This is a genomic window from Lysinibacillus sp. GW821-FHT14F06, from assembly GCF_058803665.1.
The window spans coordinates 95838-111593 of record NZ_JBXAPF010000007.1; the positions used below are offsets into that span (position 1 = coordinate 95838).

At 36.5% G+C, this 15756-nt stretch carries 18 protein-coding genes, 1 pseudogene and 1 other annotated feature; of the genes and pseudogenes, 15 read left to right on the top strand and 4 right to left on the bottom strand.

The window, feature by feature from the left end; all coding sequences use genetic code 11:
* Window positions 1-218: 218 nt before the first annotated feature.
* Both fumC and AC1RNS_RS08785 read right to left on the bottom strand, forming a co-directional pair.
* Window positions 219-1610 carry a class II fumarate hydratase gene (gene fumC, locus AC1RNS_RS08780; protein WP_492991977.1) on the bottom strand — a complete coding sequence of 464 codons (1392 nt, stop codon included), beginning with the start codon at window positions 1608-1610 and terminating at the stop codon, window positions 219-221.
* 886 nt (window positions 1611-2496) lie between these two features.
* Window positions 2497-2712 carry a hypothetical protein gene (locus AC1RNS_RS08785; RefSeq protein ID WP_492991979.1) on the bottom strand — a complete coding sequence of 72 codons (216 nt, stop codon included), beginning with the start codon at window positions 2710-2712 and terminating at the stop codon, window positions 2497-2499.
* A 239-nt stretch (window positions 2713-2951) separates the two neighbouring features.
* Window positions 2952-3151 (top strand) — a binding site (T-box leader).
* A gap of 94 nt (window positions 3152-3245) precedes the next feature.
* On the opposite strand from AC1RNS_RS08785, the gene AC1RNS_RS08790 reads away from it, so the two are divergent.
* From AC1RNS_RS08790 to AC1RNS_RS08810, 5 genes are all read left to right on the top strand, one after another.
* Window positions 3246-4151, top strand: coding sequence for an EamA family transporter (locus tag AC1RNS_RS08790; protein ID WP_492992133.1), 906 nt, complete (start codon window positions 3246-3248; stop codon window positions 4149-4151).
* Window positions 4152-4189: 38 nt separating this feature from the next.
* A complete protein-coding gene (locus AC1RNS_RS08795) occupies window positions 4190-4915 on the top strand; it encodes an AAA family ATPase (RefSeq protein WP_492991981.1) in 726 nt (241 codons plus the stop codon).
* On the top strand, window positions 4915-6138 hold the full coding sequence (locus tag AC1RNS_RS08800) for a GNAT family N-acetyltransferase (protein ID WP_492991982.1): 1224 nt from the start codon (window positions 4915-4917) through the stop codon (window positions 6136-6138). Before AC1RNS_RS08795 ends, AC1RNS_RS08800 begins: the two co-directional genes overlap by 1 nt.
* Before the next feature lie 104 nt (window positions 6139-6242).
* Entirely contained in the window at window positions 6243-6557 is a 315-nt protein-coding gene (locus AC1RNS_RS08805) for a TIGR04104 family putative zinc finger protein (protein ID WP_492991984.1), read from the top strand.
* Between the two features lie 378 nt (window positions 6558-6935).
* Window positions 6936-7346: a DUF5412 domain-containing protein gene (locus AC1RNS_RS08810; RefSeq protein WP_492991985.1), complete on the top strand. Its 411-nt coding sequence runs from the start codon at window positions 6936-6938 to the stop codon at window positions 7344-7346.
* Window positions 7347-7368: 22 nt separating this feature from the next.
* On the opposite strand, the gene pdxR is transcribed toward AC1RNS_RS08810, so the two are convergent.
* Window positions 7369-8751, bottom strand: a complete 1383-nt coding sequence (gene pdxR / locus AC1RNS_RS08815) for a MocR-like pyridoxine biosynthesis transcription factor PdxR (RefSeq protein ID WP_492991986.1) — start codon at window positions 8749-8751, stop codon at window positions 7369-7371.
* Window positions 8752-8862: 111 nt separating this feature from the next.
* On the opposite strand from pdxR, the gene AC1RNS_RS08820 reads away from it, so the two are divergent.
* The 8 genes from AC1RNS_RS08820 (at window position 8863) to AC1RNS_RS08855 (ending at window position 13374) form a co-directional block, all read left to right on the top strand.
* On the top strand, window positions 8863-9303 hold the full coding sequence (locus AC1RNS_RS08820) for a GNAT family N-acetyltransferase (RefSeq protein WP_492991988.1): 441 nt from the start codon (window positions 8863-8865) through the stop codon (window positions 9301-9303).
* Window positions 9304-9377: 74 nt separating this feature from the next.
* The gene (locus AC1RNS_RS08825; RefSeq protein WP_492991989.1) at window positions 9378-9779 is read left to right on the top strand and encodes a hypothetical protein; all 402 of its coding nucleotides are present in this window, start codon (window positions 9378-9380) and stop codon (window positions 9777-9779) included.
* Window positions 9780-9948: 169 nt separating this feature from the next.
* The gene (locus AC1RNS_RS08830; RefSeq protein WP_492991990.1) at window positions 9949-10557 is read left to right on the top strand and encodes a CPBP family intramembrane glutamic endopeptidase; all 609 of its coding nucleotides are present in this window, start codon (window positions 9949-9951) and stop codon (window positions 10555-10557) included.
* A gap of 336 nt (window positions 10558-10893) precedes the next feature.
* Window positions 10894-11079 (top strand): helix-hairpin-helix domain-containing protein, encoded by a 186-nt coding sequence (locus AC1RNS_RS08835; RefSeq protein WP_492991991.1) that lies wholly within the window; start codon window positions 10894-10896, stop codon window positions 11077-11079.
* Complete coding sequence (locus AC1RNS_RS08840) at window positions 11072-11239, top strand: hypothetical protein (protein ID WP_492991992.1); 168 nt, start codon at window positions 11072-11074, stop codon at window positions 11237-11239. Before AC1RNS_RS08835 ends, AC1RNS_RS08840 begins: the two co-directional genes overlap by 8 nt.
* A 9-nt stretch (window positions 11240-11248) precedes the next feature.
* Window positions 11249-11872 carry a hypothetical protein gene (locus tag AC1RNS_RS08845; protein WP_492991993.1) on the top strand — a complete coding sequence of 208 codons (624 nt, stop codon included), beginning with the start codon at window positions 11249-11251 and terminating at the stop codon, window positions 11870-11872.
* A 157-nt stretch (window positions 11873-12029) separates the two neighbouring features.
* Entirely contained in the window at window positions 12030-12548 is a 519-nt protein-coding gene (locus AC1RNS_RS08850) for an RNA polymerase sigma factor (RefSeq protein WP_492991994.1), read from the top strand.
* Window positions 12514-13374 (top strand): hypothetical protein, encoded by an 861-nt coding sequence (locus AC1RNS_RS08855; RefSeq protein WP_492991995.1) that lies wholly within the window; start codon window positions 12514-12516, stop codon window positions 13372-13374. Before AC1RNS_RS08850 ends, AC1RNS_RS08855 begins: the two co-directional genes overlap by 35 nt.
* A gap of 71 nt (window positions 13375-13445) precedes the next feature.
* On the opposite strand, the gene AC1RNS_RS08860 is transcribed toward AC1RNS_RS08855, so the two are convergent.
* Window positions 13446-13943: a DUF1648 domain-containing protein gene (locus AC1RNS_RS08860; RefSeq protein ID WP_492991997.1), complete on the bottom strand. Its 498-nt coding sequence runs from the start codon at window positions 13941-13943 to the stop codon at window positions 13446-13448.
* A gap of 90 nt (window positions 13944-14033) precedes the next feature.
* Between AC1RNS_RS08860 and AC1RNS_RS08865 the strand changes: the two are divergent.
* Both AC1RNS_RS08865 and AC1RNS_RS08870 read left to right on the top strand, forming a co-directional pair.
* A pseudogene (locus AC1RNS_RS08865) lies at window positions 14034-14775 on the top strand (sulfite exporter TauE/SafE family protein).
* Window positions 14776-14827: 52 nt separating this feature from the next.
* A complete protein-coding gene (locus AC1RNS_RS08870; RefSeq protein WP_492992134.1) occupies window positions 14828-15724 on the top strand; it encodes a PD-(D/E)XK nuclease family protein in 897 nt (298 codons plus the stop codon).
* Window positions 15725-15756: the final 32 nt, after the last annotated feature.

Genomic DNA, 15756 nt, shown 5'->3' on the forward strand with positions numbered 1-15756 from the left:
ACAAAGCCTATTAATAAAGATAAGGACTAACTTAGCGAATTACGCCAACCTGGCCCTTATCTATATTATGATGGCAAAATATATATTTTACGTCTTGGAGATGCTTAATATTCTACAAGACATTACAACAGTATATTGAGCAAATAAAAAAGATTGAAGCAATTAGCTCCAATCTTTCTATACTCACGTCTGCTACTTGTAGCCACCTTGCACTTACATCATTTTACGTTTGGATAAATCATTGTTGCAGGATCTACATATTCATCGAACTGTTCTTCTGATAGTAATCCTGAGGCAATAGCTGCTTCTTTTAAGGTTGTCCCTTCTTTATGAGCTTTCTTCGCAATTTTTGCTGCATTTTCATAGCCGATATAAGGGTTTAATGCTGTTACAAGCATTAATGAATTTTGTAAATTATAATCAAGTACTTCTTTATTTGGTTCAATGCCTACTGCGCAATGGTCATTAAATGATTTCATTGTATCTGCTAATAGACGAGTGGATTGTAAGAAATTATAAATAATGACTGGTTTAAAGACGTTTAATTCGAAATTACCTTGTGAAGCGGCAAAGGCAATTGTTGCATCGTTTCCAACGACCTGTGTTACTACCATTGTCATGGCTTCACTTTGTGTCGGATTAACCTTACCTGGCATAATAGAGGAGCCTGGTTCGTTTTCGGGAATGGTAATTTCACCAATTCCTGAGCGAGGTCCACTTGCTAACCAGCGTACATCATTGGCAATTTTCATTAAGTCTGCTGCAAGCGCTTTTAAGGCACCATGGGCAACGACAGCTTCATCATGACTTGTTAGTGCATGGAATTTATTTGCTGCAGACGTAAAATGCTTATTCGTCAGCTCACTAATTTCCGATGCTACTCGTTCGCCAAATTCTGGATGTGCGTTTATACCAGTACCTACAGCTGTACCACCAATCGCAAGTTCCTTCATGTATTCAATATTTTGGATAATCATGTGCTCAGATTTTGAGAGCATTGCAGCCCAACCGCTAATCTCTTGACCTAATGTAAGGGGAGTAGCATCCTGCAAATGTGTACGGCCAATTTTGATAATGTCTTTAAATTGCTCTGCTTTTTCTTCTAAAGTTGCTTTTAATAAACGAAGACGCGGTAATAAATAATCCTCAACCTTTAACACGGCTGCAATATGCAAAGCTGTAGGGAATGTATCATTTGAGCTTTGTGATTTATTGACATCATCATTAGGATGAATACGATCAGCCTCTCCAGCATCCTGGAGAATCTGGTTCGCTCGATGCGCAATAACCTCATTGACGTTCATATTCGATTGTGTACCACTACCTGTTTGCCAAACGACAAGTGGGAATTGATCGTCCCATTGACCATTTAAAATTTCATCAGCTGCTTGGACAATAGCGTTTGTTTTGATAGCTGAAAGTTTTCCAAGCTTTTTGTTTGCGATAGCAGCACTTTTCTTTAAAATAGCCATCGCTTGTACTAGCTCGATTGGCATTTGTTCTGTACCAATTTGGAAGTTTTCCTTACTACGCTGTGTTTGAGCACCCCAAATTTTATCCGCAGGTACTTTTATTTCACCCATAGTGTCTTTTTCAATACGATAATCCATGTAAAACAGCTCCTTTGTATATGTAAATATTCCGTTAAAATAAACAGAATACAGTTAAAAAACGGATATTCTTAGTCTGATGTAAGAATATCCGTTTGATACATGCTTATTTCAAAAAAGAGGGGGATTCTGAATTAAGCAATTTGGAGAAAAGAAATAATCTATTGATAATGATAATTGTTATCAATTAAAAAGTCAACTTTTTTTCTTAAAGAGAAAGAGATTAAAAAGAATTGAGAACAGTTTGCAATATACTATTTTGATACCCATTTATAAGAAATTTAAAACGCTATCATTGAATTTATCAACGATAGCGTCATAGTGTTGAAAAACTAAATAGTCAAGGGAATCTTTGTGAATACTACTAAGTCAAATGAAAGTGATTTCCGTTCCAGGCTACTCGCTTTCCTGTGGGCGAGCGACGAGCCGCTTCCTGTCTACAGATGTTAACCTACATTTTATGCGTAAAACAAACTACTTTGTAACTTTACATAAAGTACTCCTCTGTTTTCACATAGAAAAATGTTATCAAAGCTCCATTTTTGCACAATATAGTGATGGCTAAGACTTCAAATTTATCACAATATATTTGTGTGAATTGCCAGAAGAAAATACTATGAGCAAAGGTTGATTGGAGTGTAGACTGAGTGACTCCTCGGGGATTCAGCGTCACAAATGAGACCCTGGAGCGAGCCACGCGAGTGAAGCGGCTCATCGGACGCCCCCAGGAAAGCACTCAGTCGGAACGGAAATCAACCTCTCGTTTTGAAAAAGGGCTATACTTTTTAATTTGTCACCTTGATTTCATTGACATAATAGTATTTCAACAACATGACGCTATCATTGGATTTATCAACGATAGCGTTACGCCTTAAACTATAAATGGCTATCTTTTTTTCTTCCCAAGCTCTTTAATAGGCTGTTTTTTAGGTACAATTTCAAAAACGATTCGTACTTGGTAGTTATTGTTGTTGATTTGATTAACCTCAATTATTTTTGCTTTTCGTCCTTTAATTTTAATATTTTCTTCGACAACAGGTAGATTGACGAGCAGCTGACTTAACACAGATGTCTTGCCTTCATAAAAATGAGTTACAAACATATCACTTTTCTCCCTTGTTCTTTTTTCAGGTACATTCCATCTTAAAATAAGGTTCAAAAGGTTTTACTCAATGTATGACAATCAGCTGGAAAGTAGAACATTTGCTATAAGTCACAATAACTGGAATCAGATGCTAATTCGAGTCATAATGATCCAACATAAAGGTGTATTTGCAATATTGCACATACTTCAGAGAGTCTTGACGAAAAGGATGATTTGAATTATGATGTATCGAATATAATTTAACAATGATTGGAAGTAGTAGTGAATGTAGTTTGCTTTAGAGAGATGATGGCAGGTGAAAATCATCGCAAACCATTTATGAACTCATCCAGGAGTTTTTTATGCTGAAGAGATAGGCATAAACGGCTGCTACCGTTATAGTCAAGTGAGCTTTCTAGCTAATCAGAGTGGTACCGCGGATAACTTCGTCTCTATATTTATTGGAGACGAAGTTTTTTTATTTGGGAAATGGGAGAGGAACTGGAATTTGCTCAACACTGTTAATTTATCAAGGGGGAAATATAGTGGAAATGATAAAAAAACAAGCAACAACAGTAGGTTTAACTGCACTTGTTCTGTCAGCACTTCTAACATCAATGAGCCAGGTGTTCTATGCCAAGCAGGTACAGGAGGTACCAACCTTTTTATTTACGGGCATTAGTTTTTTCATTACAACCATTTATTTTTCATTCTTTGCCCGAAAACGAAAGCTAGTGAATGTATGGAAGGGAAATATTACGGATGTGATGAAGTTGAACGCTGCTACGGTGGTAACATTTATGGGCTTTTATTTTGCCTTAAAATACGTTGAGTCCGCGATTGTAAGTGCGCTTGAAATGGGCATCGGACCACTGTTTGTCTTAATAGTAGCTGTTTTTGCTAAGGAATCCATTCCTCGTGTACAATGGGTAATTGCTTTTGGAACATTTATCGCTTGTACTATACTAATAGTAGCTGTTATTAGTGGGAAATCTGCTGTACAAATGGACCTAACTTTGCCTGTAATTGTGGCATTAATAGCGAGTGTTGGCTGTGGGATTGGAGCAGTTCTCTGTACGATCTATTCGAAGCGATTAAGTGAGGCTGGTTGGACTACTTCCATGATTTTAGCAAACCGCTATTATGGCATAATTTTATTATCTTTTTCTGCAACTTTCGACATATTTTTTAAATATTTCTCGGGAAATATTTCGTGGATACTTGCAGTTACAGTAGTAGGCGTCATGCTACCAATGTATTTATTACAAATAGGCATTCAGTATTGTTCATCATTAATTGTAATGATGAGTTTATGCTTTGTTCCAATATTCACATTTTTCTTTCAGTTATTTGATCCAAGGCTCTCATGGTCACCTATTTCCTTTATAGGTATCAGTTTATTATTTATTTTGGGTGTTTGTAGCTTGTATTTGGAAAAAAAGTCGGTTTCAGAGTAGCATGACCGCGTTATAATAATAGTAAGGGAGGAAATGAAATGTATTTAAAATCATGTAAGGTGTTACAAAACAACATCAAAGATAAGCATGTATATCCCTTTAACATACCAAGTTTGCAGGATTTACAGGAGCTAGAGTTTCCTACAAATGTCACTTTCTTTGTTGGTGAAAATGGCTCTGGTAAATCAACACTATTGGAGGCAATTGCTGATTGCTGTGATTTTAATACAGCAGGTGGTGGGCGACAAAATTTATATGAGGTACATAAAGCGGAATCTGCACTTGGGGAATATATACGATTATCTTGGTGGCCGAAAGTTTCAAATGGCTTTTTCCTACGTTCTGAAACGTTTTATCAATTTGCCAGTCATATTGATTCGTTAGAGCATCCAAACAAATATGCGGCTTATGGTGACAAGTCTTTACATCATCAATCACATGGGGAATCATTTTTATCGTTATTTATACATCGCTTTAAAGGTAAGGCCATTTATTTATTAGACGAGCCTGAAGCGGCACTTTCTCCAACAAGGCAGCTTAGTCTCCTTAAAATCATGAAGGATTTAGAGCATGAGGCACAGTTTATTATCGCTACACATTCACCGATTTTACTTGGCTATCCAAATGCAACTATTTACAGTTTTGATGGTGAGGAAATTAAGTCTACTCGTTATGAGGAGACCATACATTACATTGTTACGAAGCGTTTTTTAAATGCACCAGAAACCATTTTTTCAGAGTTATTTGATGAGGAGAGGGAATAATGAATCAGCGAAAAGGCTTAATCATGCGGGAAATTCGATTAGATGAAATGGCACAATCCATAGATTTACTCAATTACGTGTTTCAAATGTCCATGTCTATTCATAAGGATCGCCGCTTTGTCAATGCAAAGAGCAAGCAATTCGATGAAGGACATGCAATTGGATGGTTTGATGGTACACAGCTTGTCTCACAAATATTAAGCCTTCCTTTTGAGGTAAATGTTCATGGTCGGATTTACGAAATGGGTGGTATAACGGCTGTGGGAACATATCCAGAATATTCAAGACATGGTTTAATGGAGAGCCTGATTATGGAATGTCTACAGCGCATGCGAAATGAGGGGCAATATATATCCTATTTATTCCCATATTCGATCCCATACTATCGAAAAAAGGGCTGGGAAATTATGAGCGATATCGTGGAATTTCAGGTCAAGGATACACAGCTGCCACATTATGCAGGACTAAATGGAAAGATACGTCGAGTTGATCCAAAACATGAGGATGTTGTAGCGATTTATGCAAGTTATGCCCAAAAAACGCATGGTGTGATGGTACGCAATAGTATTGCATGGAATGAGAAGTTTCAGGAAGACTTTTGGGAAGAAAAGTTTATTGATAGTGATGTCAATCTTCAGGCAGCCGTATATTATGATGAGGATGATGTGCCACAGGGCTATATGTTTTATCGCATTATGGAGGAAAATTATTACATTGATGAAATCGTCTATTTACAGGAAGAGGCACGTAAAGGCTTATGGAATTTTGTCTCTGCTCATAGCTCAATGATTTATAATGCTTATGGCAAAACGACTGGAAATGAAGCAGTTGCCTTTTTACTGGAGGATAGTGAAATCATACAAAAAGTGTCCCCTTATTTTATGGCACGTATCGTGGATGTCAAAGAATTTTTATTACGTTATCCATTTGTGGGAAATGACTTTCAGTTACGATTGGCTGTTAGTGATCGTATTGTAGCGTGGAATAACGGCACATTTGTGATTACGGTGCAGGAAGGTAAGGTTAGCGTAGATAAGATCAGCGAAACACTGTCCGAAAATGCTGTTCAACTAACTGTGCAAACATTAGCCACAATGTTACTAGGCTATAAACGACCAAGCTATTTGGAAAAAATCGAACGCTTACAGGGCCATGCGATTGACATTGCACTGCTAGAGACAGTACTTCCTGTCGGTATTCCAACATTTATCGATTATTTTTAACCTATATAGGGAATTTGTACAGGGTTTAACTGGTGCAAATTCTTTTTTATATGTTTCTAGAATGGTAATTATGGCATAATTAGTGAATGGAGGGGATAGATGATATGCCAAAATGTATTACATGTAAGGAAAAATGGACGTGGAAGCAGTCAATGCGGTCAATTGTATCATTTTCTCGCTTTATAGGCTGTCCATACTGTGGGAAAAAGCAAATGCTCACTTCTATGACACGTATTTCCATTTTATTACTAGTCTTTGTACCATATATTACAATGCCTTATGTGATTGATGAAGAGGTAAAAAGCTCTGCAGTAGCAATCGGTGTTGCGATTTACTTATTAGCGTTAATCCTTATGATGCCATTTTTAATGGACGTACGTGAAATCCCAAAGCATCTGCAAAAATATGCCCAAAAATAATACATAGCAAGAGAATGACCTTCACCTTTTTGAGCGTGAGGGTTTTATTTGTTTAGAAATATTTAAGTTAAAGCCATATTTGCTTGAGGTAAGAAGAAAATGCTCAGATCAACTTAAAATTTGCTCGGGTTGAAAGAAAACTGCTCAGGTCAATATCAAAATTGCTCGGGTTGAGAAGAAAAACGCTCAGGTCGATCCAAAAAATGCTCGGGTCAATCCGAAAATTGCTCAGCTCGAATAGTGAACTGCTCCATCCTACTACGTCCTAAATAGAACAGAACATTTTAAGCACTCTACTTTAGGAATACATCAAAATAAGGAAACAAATCCATCTTTATTTTCGTTATTAAATAAAAAAATAGGGAGATGTTTTTTGATATGACTGCGAGGGTAGAGCAGAAAAAAGTATACAGAAAAGCGCTAATTATACTGAGTGTCTGGTTCCTATTTATTGTAAGCATTATAGGCTATGGGATTTATTGGCTGTTTTTTGATTGGAGTAGGTTTAAACAGGAATTGATTGCAGAATCCACTTCTCCCAATGGTACCTATACAGTGAATGCTTATGTCTCAGATGGAGGGGCCACTACGTCTTATACGGTTTTGGGTGAATTAATGTTTAATAAAGAAAATAAGAAATCAAAGAAGATTTATTGGCAATATCGGGAGAATGAAGCCGATATTTCATGGATAGATGATGAGACTGTCAAAATAAACGGCGTGACATTGAATGTACCAAATGAAACCTATGATTATCGAGATCATGAGGAAAACACAAATAAGCCATAACATGGTTGCTATGGCTTATTTATTATGTTAACCAAGCTTTTTTTAATAGTTGCACCCCTAAAACAACTTCATCTAGCTGCAATTTGCTAAAGCCTAGTTGAATGATAGGCTCAATGCTTGTTTGCTTAAGGAAAAAGGGACTGGTTGGATATACCCTCACGCCATATCGTGCAGCACTTTCTATGAGTTGACGCTCAGAAAGTTGCGTATGTACTTTCACTAAAATATAGAGACCTGATTGTGCCCCCAATACTGTAATCCTGTCTCCAAATTGTTGTTGCAGCTCCCGTACAAGAAGATTGATCTTTTGTTTATAGGTAATCCGCATTCGTTTAATATGCCTTGTCCATTCGCCCTTTTCCATAAATGCTGCCATTGTTAATTGATGAAGAGAAGAGGCATTATGCTCAAAATATTGAAAGCGTTCTTTATATGTAGAGACAAATGATTTGGGTAAAACCATATAGCTTAAGCGAACGGCTGGTAAAAAGGATTTAGAAAATGTGCCAATATAGATCACACGCGATTTATCAATAGAGGCAAGGGCAGGGAATGGCTGCTGTGTATAGCGAAATTCGCTGTCATAATCATCCTCTAGAATATAGCCATCAATTTGTTTAGCCCACTGAATCAATGTTTGTCGCTGCTGGATGCTCAGTGAAACACCATAGGGAAAATGATGGGAAGGGGTAATATAAATTAGACGTGACTGTAAATGGGTTAAATGCTGAAGCTGTGCACCATTTTCCAAAACAGGTAATGATTCTATATTGAAGTTATGTAATTTAAAGGCTTCGCGCGCTCCGTTATAACCAGGATCTTCCAAAATAATACTATCAAAATCCTCTTTTAATAAAAAGCCTAAATAAATTAACATTTGCTGTGTGCTGCTACCAATAAAAATGTCCTCTGAATTAACACGAACACCACGAGCTTGTAATAAATAATCCACAAGCTGTTCCTTTAATCGAGGTTCACCAAACGAGTCCCCATATGTATAGCATTCTTCCTCATGTAATATTTGATTGGCCATTTGTCGCCAAATTTTTAAAGGAAAATCCTGTTGATCGACAGCACCTGCTCGAAAATCAATGATGATATTTCTAGTGACTTGCTTTTTATTGGGAATGCTTGGTTGTGTCTCCTCATGTAAAAATACCTGCTCAAATTCATTGACAAAATATCCTTTTCGTCCTTCTCCTCGTATATATCCCTCTGCGACAAGTTGCTCGTAGGCAGTTAAGGTCGTATTGCGACTCACCTGTAGTGTATCTGCCAGCCTACGAATAGAAGGAAGAGTATCGTTTGTTTTTAAGCTACCTTGCTCAATTAAAGTTTTGATTTGCTGATAAATTTGCTTATATTTTGCCTCTTTATCTGTAAAGAAAAAAATAAAATCATTCATAAGGCTCCTTCTTGACATGTTTAAATATTTATTTTTGTCACTTTTTATATGTCAGAATGTTTTTTATTATCATACAAGAAAGACTGATAAAAAGAAATGGAGAGATTTGCAATGGAAATGAAAACAGTAACACTTGCAACAGTTAAAGAGGTAGTCCCATTATTTAATGCCTATCGAGAATTTTATAAACAACCTTCAGATTTAGAGCAAGCCGAGCAATTTTTAAAGGAGCGTTTGCAAAAAGAGGAATCCATTATTCTTCTTGCGTATATAGATGCTCAGCCAGTAGGTTTTGTCCAGCTTTTCCCTATTTTTTCATCAGTTGCGATGAAAAAAGCCTTTCTATTAAATGATCTATTTGTGGCAGAACATGCGAGAAAGCAAGGAGTGGCAATGCGTTTAATGGAAGAATGTTATGCATACTGTAAAAATGAGGATGCACGATATATAACCTTAGAAACAGCGACTGATAATAAACAAGCTCAAAAGCTATATGAAAAGCTTGGAATGAAAATAGATCATGATGTTTTTCATTATATTAAATATTGGTAGTAGTCAGCTTAAAAATCTTAATAAGGAATATGATTGTTAAAACCTCACACACTAAATTGTGAAGGAGGTCTAGCATGAAAATAGTAGTAAAAAATTTAATGTTAATCAGCATACTTTTAATGAGCTTTGCACCAGTCGGCTATGCTAATAATGTCATTCAACAACATGCGAATGGTGAGGAAGGTCAGGTCGTTTATCATGTGAAGTACGATTATAATGCTATTTGTAAGGTGCTTGGTATTACGCAAGAGGTATACGATCAATACTGGAAAGAGGGCCTGTCCATCGTTGATATGGCTGATAAAGTGGGCATAGAGCCTCGTGAGATCATCAGCTATTTTGTGACTTTCCATTATCAAGAAATGCAAAAATGGCGAGAGAAGGGTGTCATGAACGAGCATCAGTATTTTACATTGGTTTATGATCTAAAGGATGAAATTACTGATTTTATTGAACGAAATCCAAATAAACACTGACAGCGACTAGTAGATTCTAGTCGCTATTTTTTTATGATTAACATTTATTATTTAATTATTTAAATTAAGTATTTAATGTTTATCGTTAAATTTATATTGATTTCCTCTCAATTGTTTTATATGCTTAACATGAAGAAATGACCAAGAAAACGAAGCAGGGGGAAAAATTATGATTATAAACATTGCTATCAGTGCCATTATTCAAGTTATATTATTTTCAGTAATACCATTTTGTTGGTGGTTTTTCACAGCAAGAAAGAAACAATCATTTTTATCATGGCTCGGTATTAAAAAGCCTGTCATCGAGAATAAAGGAAATTATTTTGTATGGTTTTTACTCTCGATTTTTTTATTATTCGTATCGTCTTACTTAATCGTCTTTTTTTATATAGACAGCTCACTTTTAGCATCGAATCGTTTTGCAGGACTCGGCTTTTCTGCGATTATCCCCGCACTTCTCTACGCAATTATCCAAACGGGCTTGTCAGAGGAACTGCTTTTTAGAGGCTTTTTATTAAAAAGATTTGCACATACATTTGGTTTTCAGATAGGAAATATTCTACAAGGCTTACTATTTGGTAGTCTTCATGGATGGATGCTATTTTCTGTTATTCCTTTTGAAGTTGTTGTGTTAGTTGTGATTGTAACGGGATTAGCTGGTTACTTAATGGGATGGATCAATGAACAGAAATCCAATGGCTCCATATTAACAAGCTGGAGTATACATAGCATGGGCAATCTGATTGCTTCTTTCTTCGCTATGTTTAACGTAGTTTAGCGTTCTGGTAAGTGATTTTTTTAGATGTGTCAACAACATGACGTATTACACGGTTAGAGGCATTAATCACCAAGCTAATTTGCATTTCATCCTTATCAATTGCATAATAGCTTAGAGGTGTTAGGAATGAAATTTATCGAACAAATAGTAAAGGCATCCTTGATTATAGGTTTAGTTTTAATGGGAGGGCGTATTCTTACCGTAATATTCCATTACTTTCATATAGCGTTTACTTCTTTTTTTGTTGATTATCATGTTGCATCTATAGTTATACTATTGATAGGAATTATAGGTACAGAGCTATTTAACAGTCGAAAAAGGAAGGGACGAGCATAAATGACAGAATGGCCGAAGGGTGTAGCCAAGCCTGCTATACGAGCATTAAATGCAGCAGGATATACAAGATTAGAGCAATTGCAAAAGGTGGATTTATCAACGTTAAAGCTTTTACATGGGATGGGTCCGAAAGCGTTGGCTGCTATTGAAGCAGCAATGAAAGAGAGTAGGATGCAAGATGAATAAGTTGACTATATTTTTGCTGGCGATGGTCGTTTATTATATTTTGGTGGTCTTTATCATTAGTAAGTTATTTATCATTCCAATTATGAAGTTTATGGCACTTTTATTCTTCATTGGCGCTGGCTATATCTTTTCCCGAAAAATGCGAAGGAAACTACAGTAGGAGGAATATATGAAGCTTGTAAAACTTACCCTTTTTTATCTGGCTATTATTATATTAGCAATGACGCTATCACTGGCAGGAGTTCGTCTATCAATCTCACTTGCTATATTTGCGCTGATTGTACTAGCGATAATATATAGACATATACATATTTTATATCGAACAAATAATATGCAGTTGGTGGATAAGCTAGTGAAAGATCGCAAAAAGGAGCCATTTTTTGCCTATCTTTATGCAGTAGCTTATGGAACAAAGGAAGATCAGCTGCACTCATTAGAGGTGGTTATTCAGAAATATAAGCAGCCAGCAGTGAAGAATAATTATATTTTTGTAAAGACAATTATGGAAGAGAGTTTAGAGGAAGCAAAGGAGGCGGCTGATAAAATAAACAAAGAGCCATTAGCAAGCTATGCAAAATGTTATATAGCCGCACTTGAAGAGCGAACAGCAGATATGCGAAGTGCAAAGCTTACACAGCCATGGATGCAGCCAGCGATTGAAGCGATTTATGCTTATACGATAAAAAATGAAGGCGCTTTTCAGCAGTATCAGCAAGAAAGCATAGATCTGGCAAGAGGTGTACAAAAATATGCATTAACCCATACATTTAAAGAGATGCAAAAGAATATGTAAAAAGAGATTCTAAGCTACTTGACGCTATTTGGCATCAAGTAGCTTATTTTTTCTTGCAAAGAACTAAAAGGTTATATACAAATTGGGCTGTCTGCTTCGTCTAATATAGTGAAGCTTAAAAAATGTAGCATGAAAGCGGTGTAAGAGAGGTGAAAAGATGGAATTTGATGAATTATATGAACAATATTTTCAACGCATTTATCAATTTATTTATTATATGGTTTCAGATCCTAGCTTAGCAGAGGATTTAACGCAGGAAACATTTCTTCGGGTTTATAAAGGACAATTTCGAAACGAAGCTGCTTTAAGTACGTATATCAGAAAAATCGCACGAAATATTGTTTATGATATGTATAGAAAAAAGGCGTTGATTAAATGGCTGCCATTTCAAAAAAGTCATGAGGAACTGGAGACACATTATGTGCCACATAACTGGATTGTCCAATCTGAAGAACGTCGACTGCTTTATGAAGCCATCCAATTATTAAAGCCAGCGTATCGTGAAGTAGTGATATACAGAAAAATTGAGGAACTGACAATGGCTGAAACTTGTGAAATTTTAGGATGGTCAACAGTTAAAGTAGCGAATACACAGCGAAATGCACTAAAAGAACTAGAGAAAATATTGGGAGGTGACGAATTTGGATTTACACAATCGACTAAAGAAACTCAATAATTTACCAGAGGATCAGGCTGTAAAGTCGCGTATTTACGAGCGTATTCAGCAAAAGAATAAAAAAGGGCTTACGATTTGGAAGGAAGGCGTTTTACTATTAACAATGGCTGTGATTGCTCTATTTTTAATCCTATTACCACAAAATTCTTCATTTCCACAGAGTGCTAATCAATCCATTCAAACGATTTATAAGTATTTTGGTGGAGAAGAAGGGAAATTCTTTGCTCGAAGTTCTGACTTGTATACATCTGTTGAAAGGGTTAATGATAGAAAAGTCTATAATTTTTTTCAAGATTTTACACCTTATGTTGAAGAAAGAGATGGTAGGCTAGGTGATTATATTACAGATGTGGTCGTTGTAAGGGATCATCAAGAGGAGCACTACCAGATTTCTGATACAGGCATGCTAAATATTGATAGTGGGCAGTTTTTTGTGGGAACATCAGATATGTATGAGGAAGTATTTCAATTATTATATAGTGTAAATACAAAACCTTTGTTTTTAATCCTGCCCCTTGCGGTCATCATAGTCAATTTATTTTCAGCCTCCTACTATAAACGGCATAAATTAGATAATAATAAACCACCTAAACCAAAATGGTGGCTGCTACTATTATTCCTCTCCGTAACTTTCGGTATTTTTGCTTGGGCAACTTGGGTGGGCCCTTTATATAAGCCCTTGATGCTTGTGCTCGCTGTTTTATATGGTGTCATCATTTGGTATAACCTCAAACGAGACATCCAGCATTATGCTATCTATAAAGTAGAAACCATAAAAATCAGTATTATTACTGTAGCACTTGTTGTTGTAATTATGAACTATTAATCCTTATAATATCAAAAACACCTTTTGTTGAAATCCATCAACTGTGAAGGTGTTTTTTTAATGGAAAGCTGTTAAATTTTTTTTCCTAGTAAAACACCACGTATGATGCCTACGATGAATATCAGGCTTAATAAAACTAGAAAAAGGTAGGCATGCCATTGCTGTAAAATACGATCATGGCCTAATGCAACTGTTAAGTCGTTGAAAAGTGAATACGTAAAGTACAGTAAGATACTATTTTTAATGAGACAAAACGTCAAAATTCCATTTTGTCTCTGACTATGGGAAAGAGTCGGTTTATTTTTACGTAAAACTGGATATGCAGCCCTGACCTCTAAGTAATGTAGCAGTAAAAATAGCATAAGTGCAATAAAAGGTAAGTAAAAAATAGCGATTTTTGGACCAAACTGGGCATGTTCACTTGTAAAGCTTTGTAAAACGGGTATAGAACCTGGCAGCTTATGATATTGGATAAGCGTTGCAGTAACACCCGCAAGAAATATAGTGCCTATAATCCATGTTAGTTGCATACAAAAACGTGGCGTAGGTGTTTTTTGTTGCTCGTACATTGATTCACCTCGTTTTTCGTCATTCAAAATAGCATTCTGTTATACTGTATCATAGAATGACATCATGTGTGGTACAGAAAGAAGGATTACATGGAATACTTATTATTTTTAAGCATTGGAATTGCTGGTAACGTCATTGGGACATTGGTCGGGGGTGGGGGATTGATTACTCTGCCAACCATGATGTTAATGGGAGTACCTGTCCATTCAGCGATCGGCGCTAATAAGGTGTCTAATATGGTGAGTGCTTTTTCCAGTTTTTATACGATTTATAGAAGAAAAGAATTGGCCTGGGCAGAAATGCGATCCGTTTTACTTGTATCGCTGATTGGGGGAACACTTGGAGGCTTATTTGCATCATTAATGAGCAGTCAGTCCTTGACGCTTATCGCCATTATTTTACTAGGGTTTGCATTGATTATGTCATTTATCGGTGGGGCTGATTTTGGCGAAAGAGAACACTTTATTATGAATCGTAAAAATGGTCTTATTCTGCTGGGTGTTGGTTTTTATGATGGAATGTTTGGTCCAGGAAGTAGTACACTGGCACTTTATACATATGCACATGAGAAACTATCTTATATAAAAGCGGTAGGGCTGTCACGTGTCGGTGTTTTTGCGATGTGCTCTGGCGCAGCGATTACGTATATAGCGACAGGAAAAATCGAATGGCCACTAACACTTATTTTAATGATTGGAATCAACTATTGGCGCACAGATTGGAATTGTCCTTGCTCGAAAGGTCAATGCCAAACAAGTAAAGCTTTTGCTACGTGTTGTAACCATTGTATTAATAATACAGCTTGTCTATGATTTTATGAAACAGCTCTAAGGAGGCGATTATTCTGTTTGACATCACACCATATCCAAGTTTTTCATGGTCACTGTCTCGGCATAAAACATTAACCAGCTGTGCACGAAAATATGGCTATGACTATTATTTTTCACATAATGGCTGGCTTAGCTATAATGTGGAGCCTTTTCATCAACAGGTCTATCGCTTAAAAAAGCTACAATCCATGCCGATCTTAATTGGGCAAATTGTTCACCGATTTATCGAGCAGGCGATTAATGATTATTTACAAACAGGAGAGGCACCAACTGTAGAGGAGCTGATACATTGGGCACGAGGTCAGCTTAATACAGCATTTATTGACTCCACACGCAATTTTGAATTATGGAGACATAAGCCCACAAAATATTATATGATGCAGGAAATCTACTATACCGGTAAGCTGAATCCTGAACTTGTTCAGGACTACAAAGAACGTTTACAGCTTATCTTTCACCATTTTTTGATGAGTGAAACATTCCAGCAAATCACGGCACAAAAAGGCTCTCTTCGCATTGGTGAGCCTGAGCAATTCCGCTCCATGAAAATAGACGATACCCAAGTATTTGTCGTAATGGATTTCCATTACTATGATGAACTAACGGACAAATGGGTGATTGTCGATTGGAAGACAGGTGGAGAGTCTGACGATGACCGTCAGCAATTAGCGTTCTATGCCTATTATGTGCAGCAAAAATACCGTGTATCCCTTGAGCAAATCGAGGTATATAACGAATATTTATTAACGGGAAAACGAAAGAAATATGTATTTACTGACATCGATATGGCTAATATTTTGTACACCTTTCAGCGCAGTGTCTTGGAAATGAAAAAGTACCAAGCCGATATTTTTTCGAATGAGCCCGCAGACCTCGAGGACTTTGAACAAACGCTTGAAAAATGGCAATGTCGTGGGTGTAATTTTCGGGAATTATGTGATGAAAAATAAGTTAAGAATGAAGCAAGTGACCAAAAAGTGAC

Excerpts from the sequence above, each read along its gene's own strand:
- fumC (WP_492991977.1), bottom strand. The coding sequence starts at position 1,610 with ATGGATTATCGTATTGAAAAAGACACTATGGGTGAAATAAAAGTACCT.
- AC1RNS_RS08785 (WP_492991979.1), bottom strand. The coding sequence starts at position 2,712 with ATGTTTGTAACTCATTTTTATGAAGGCAAGACATCTGTGTTAAGTCAG.
- AC1RNS_RS08790 (WP_492992133.1), top strand. The coding sequence starts at position 3,246 with ATGATAAAAAAACAAGCAACAACAGTAGGTTTAACTGCACTTGTTCTG.
- AC1RNS_RS08795 (WP_492991981.1), top strand. The coding sequence starts at position 4,190 with ATGTATTTAAAATCATGTAAGGTGTTACAAAACAACATCAAAGATAAG.
- AC1RNS_RS08800 (WP_492991982.1), top strand. The coding sequence starts at position 4,915 with ATGAATCAGCGAAAAGGCTTAATCATGCGGGAAATTCGATTAGATGAA.
- AC1RNS_RS08805 (WP_492991984.1), top strand. The coding sequence starts at position 6,243 with ATGCCAAAATGTATTACATGTAAGGAAAAATGGACGTGGAAGCAGTCA.
- AC1RNS_RS08810 (WP_492991985.1), top strand. The coding sequence starts at position 6,936 with ATGACTGCGAGGGTAGAGCAGAAAAAAGTATACAGAAAAGCGCTAATT.
- pdxR (WP_492991986.1), bottom strand. The coding sequence starts at position 8,751 with ATGAATGATTTTATTTTTTTCTTTACAGATAAAGAGGCAAAATATAAG.
- AC1RNS_RS08820 (WP_492991988.1), top strand. The coding sequence starts at position 8,863 with ATGGAAATGAAAACAGTAACACTTGCAACAGTTAAAGAGGTAGTCCCA.
- AC1RNS_RS08825 (WP_492991989.1), top strand. The coding sequence starts at position 9,378 with ATGAAAATAGTAGTAAAAAATTTAATGTTAATCAGCATACTTTTAATG.
- AC1RNS_RS08830 (WP_492991990.1), top strand. The coding sequence starts at position 9,949 with ATGATTATAAACATTGCTATCAGTGCCATTATTCAAGTTATATTATTT.
- AC1RNS_RS08835 (WP_492991991.1), top strand. The coding sequence starts at position 10,894 with ATGACAGAATGGCCGAAGGGTGTAGCCAAGCCTGCTATACGAGCATTA.
- AC1RNS_RS08840 (WP_492991992.1), top strand. The coding sequence starts at position 11,072 with ATGAATAAGTTGACTATATTTTTGCTGGCGATGGTCGTTTATTATATT.
- AC1RNS_RS08845 (WP_492991993.1), top strand. The coding sequence starts at position 11,249 with ATGAAGCTTGTAAAACTTACCCTTTTTTATCTGGCTATTATTATATTA.
- AC1RNS_RS08850 (WP_492991994.1), top strand. The coding sequence starts at position 12,030 with ATGGAATTTGATGAATTATATGAACAATATTTTCAACGCATTTATCAA.
- AC1RNS_RS08860 (WP_492991997.1), bottom strand. The coding sequence starts at position 13,943 with ATGTACGAGCAACAAAAAACACCTACGCCACGTTTTTGTATGCAACTA.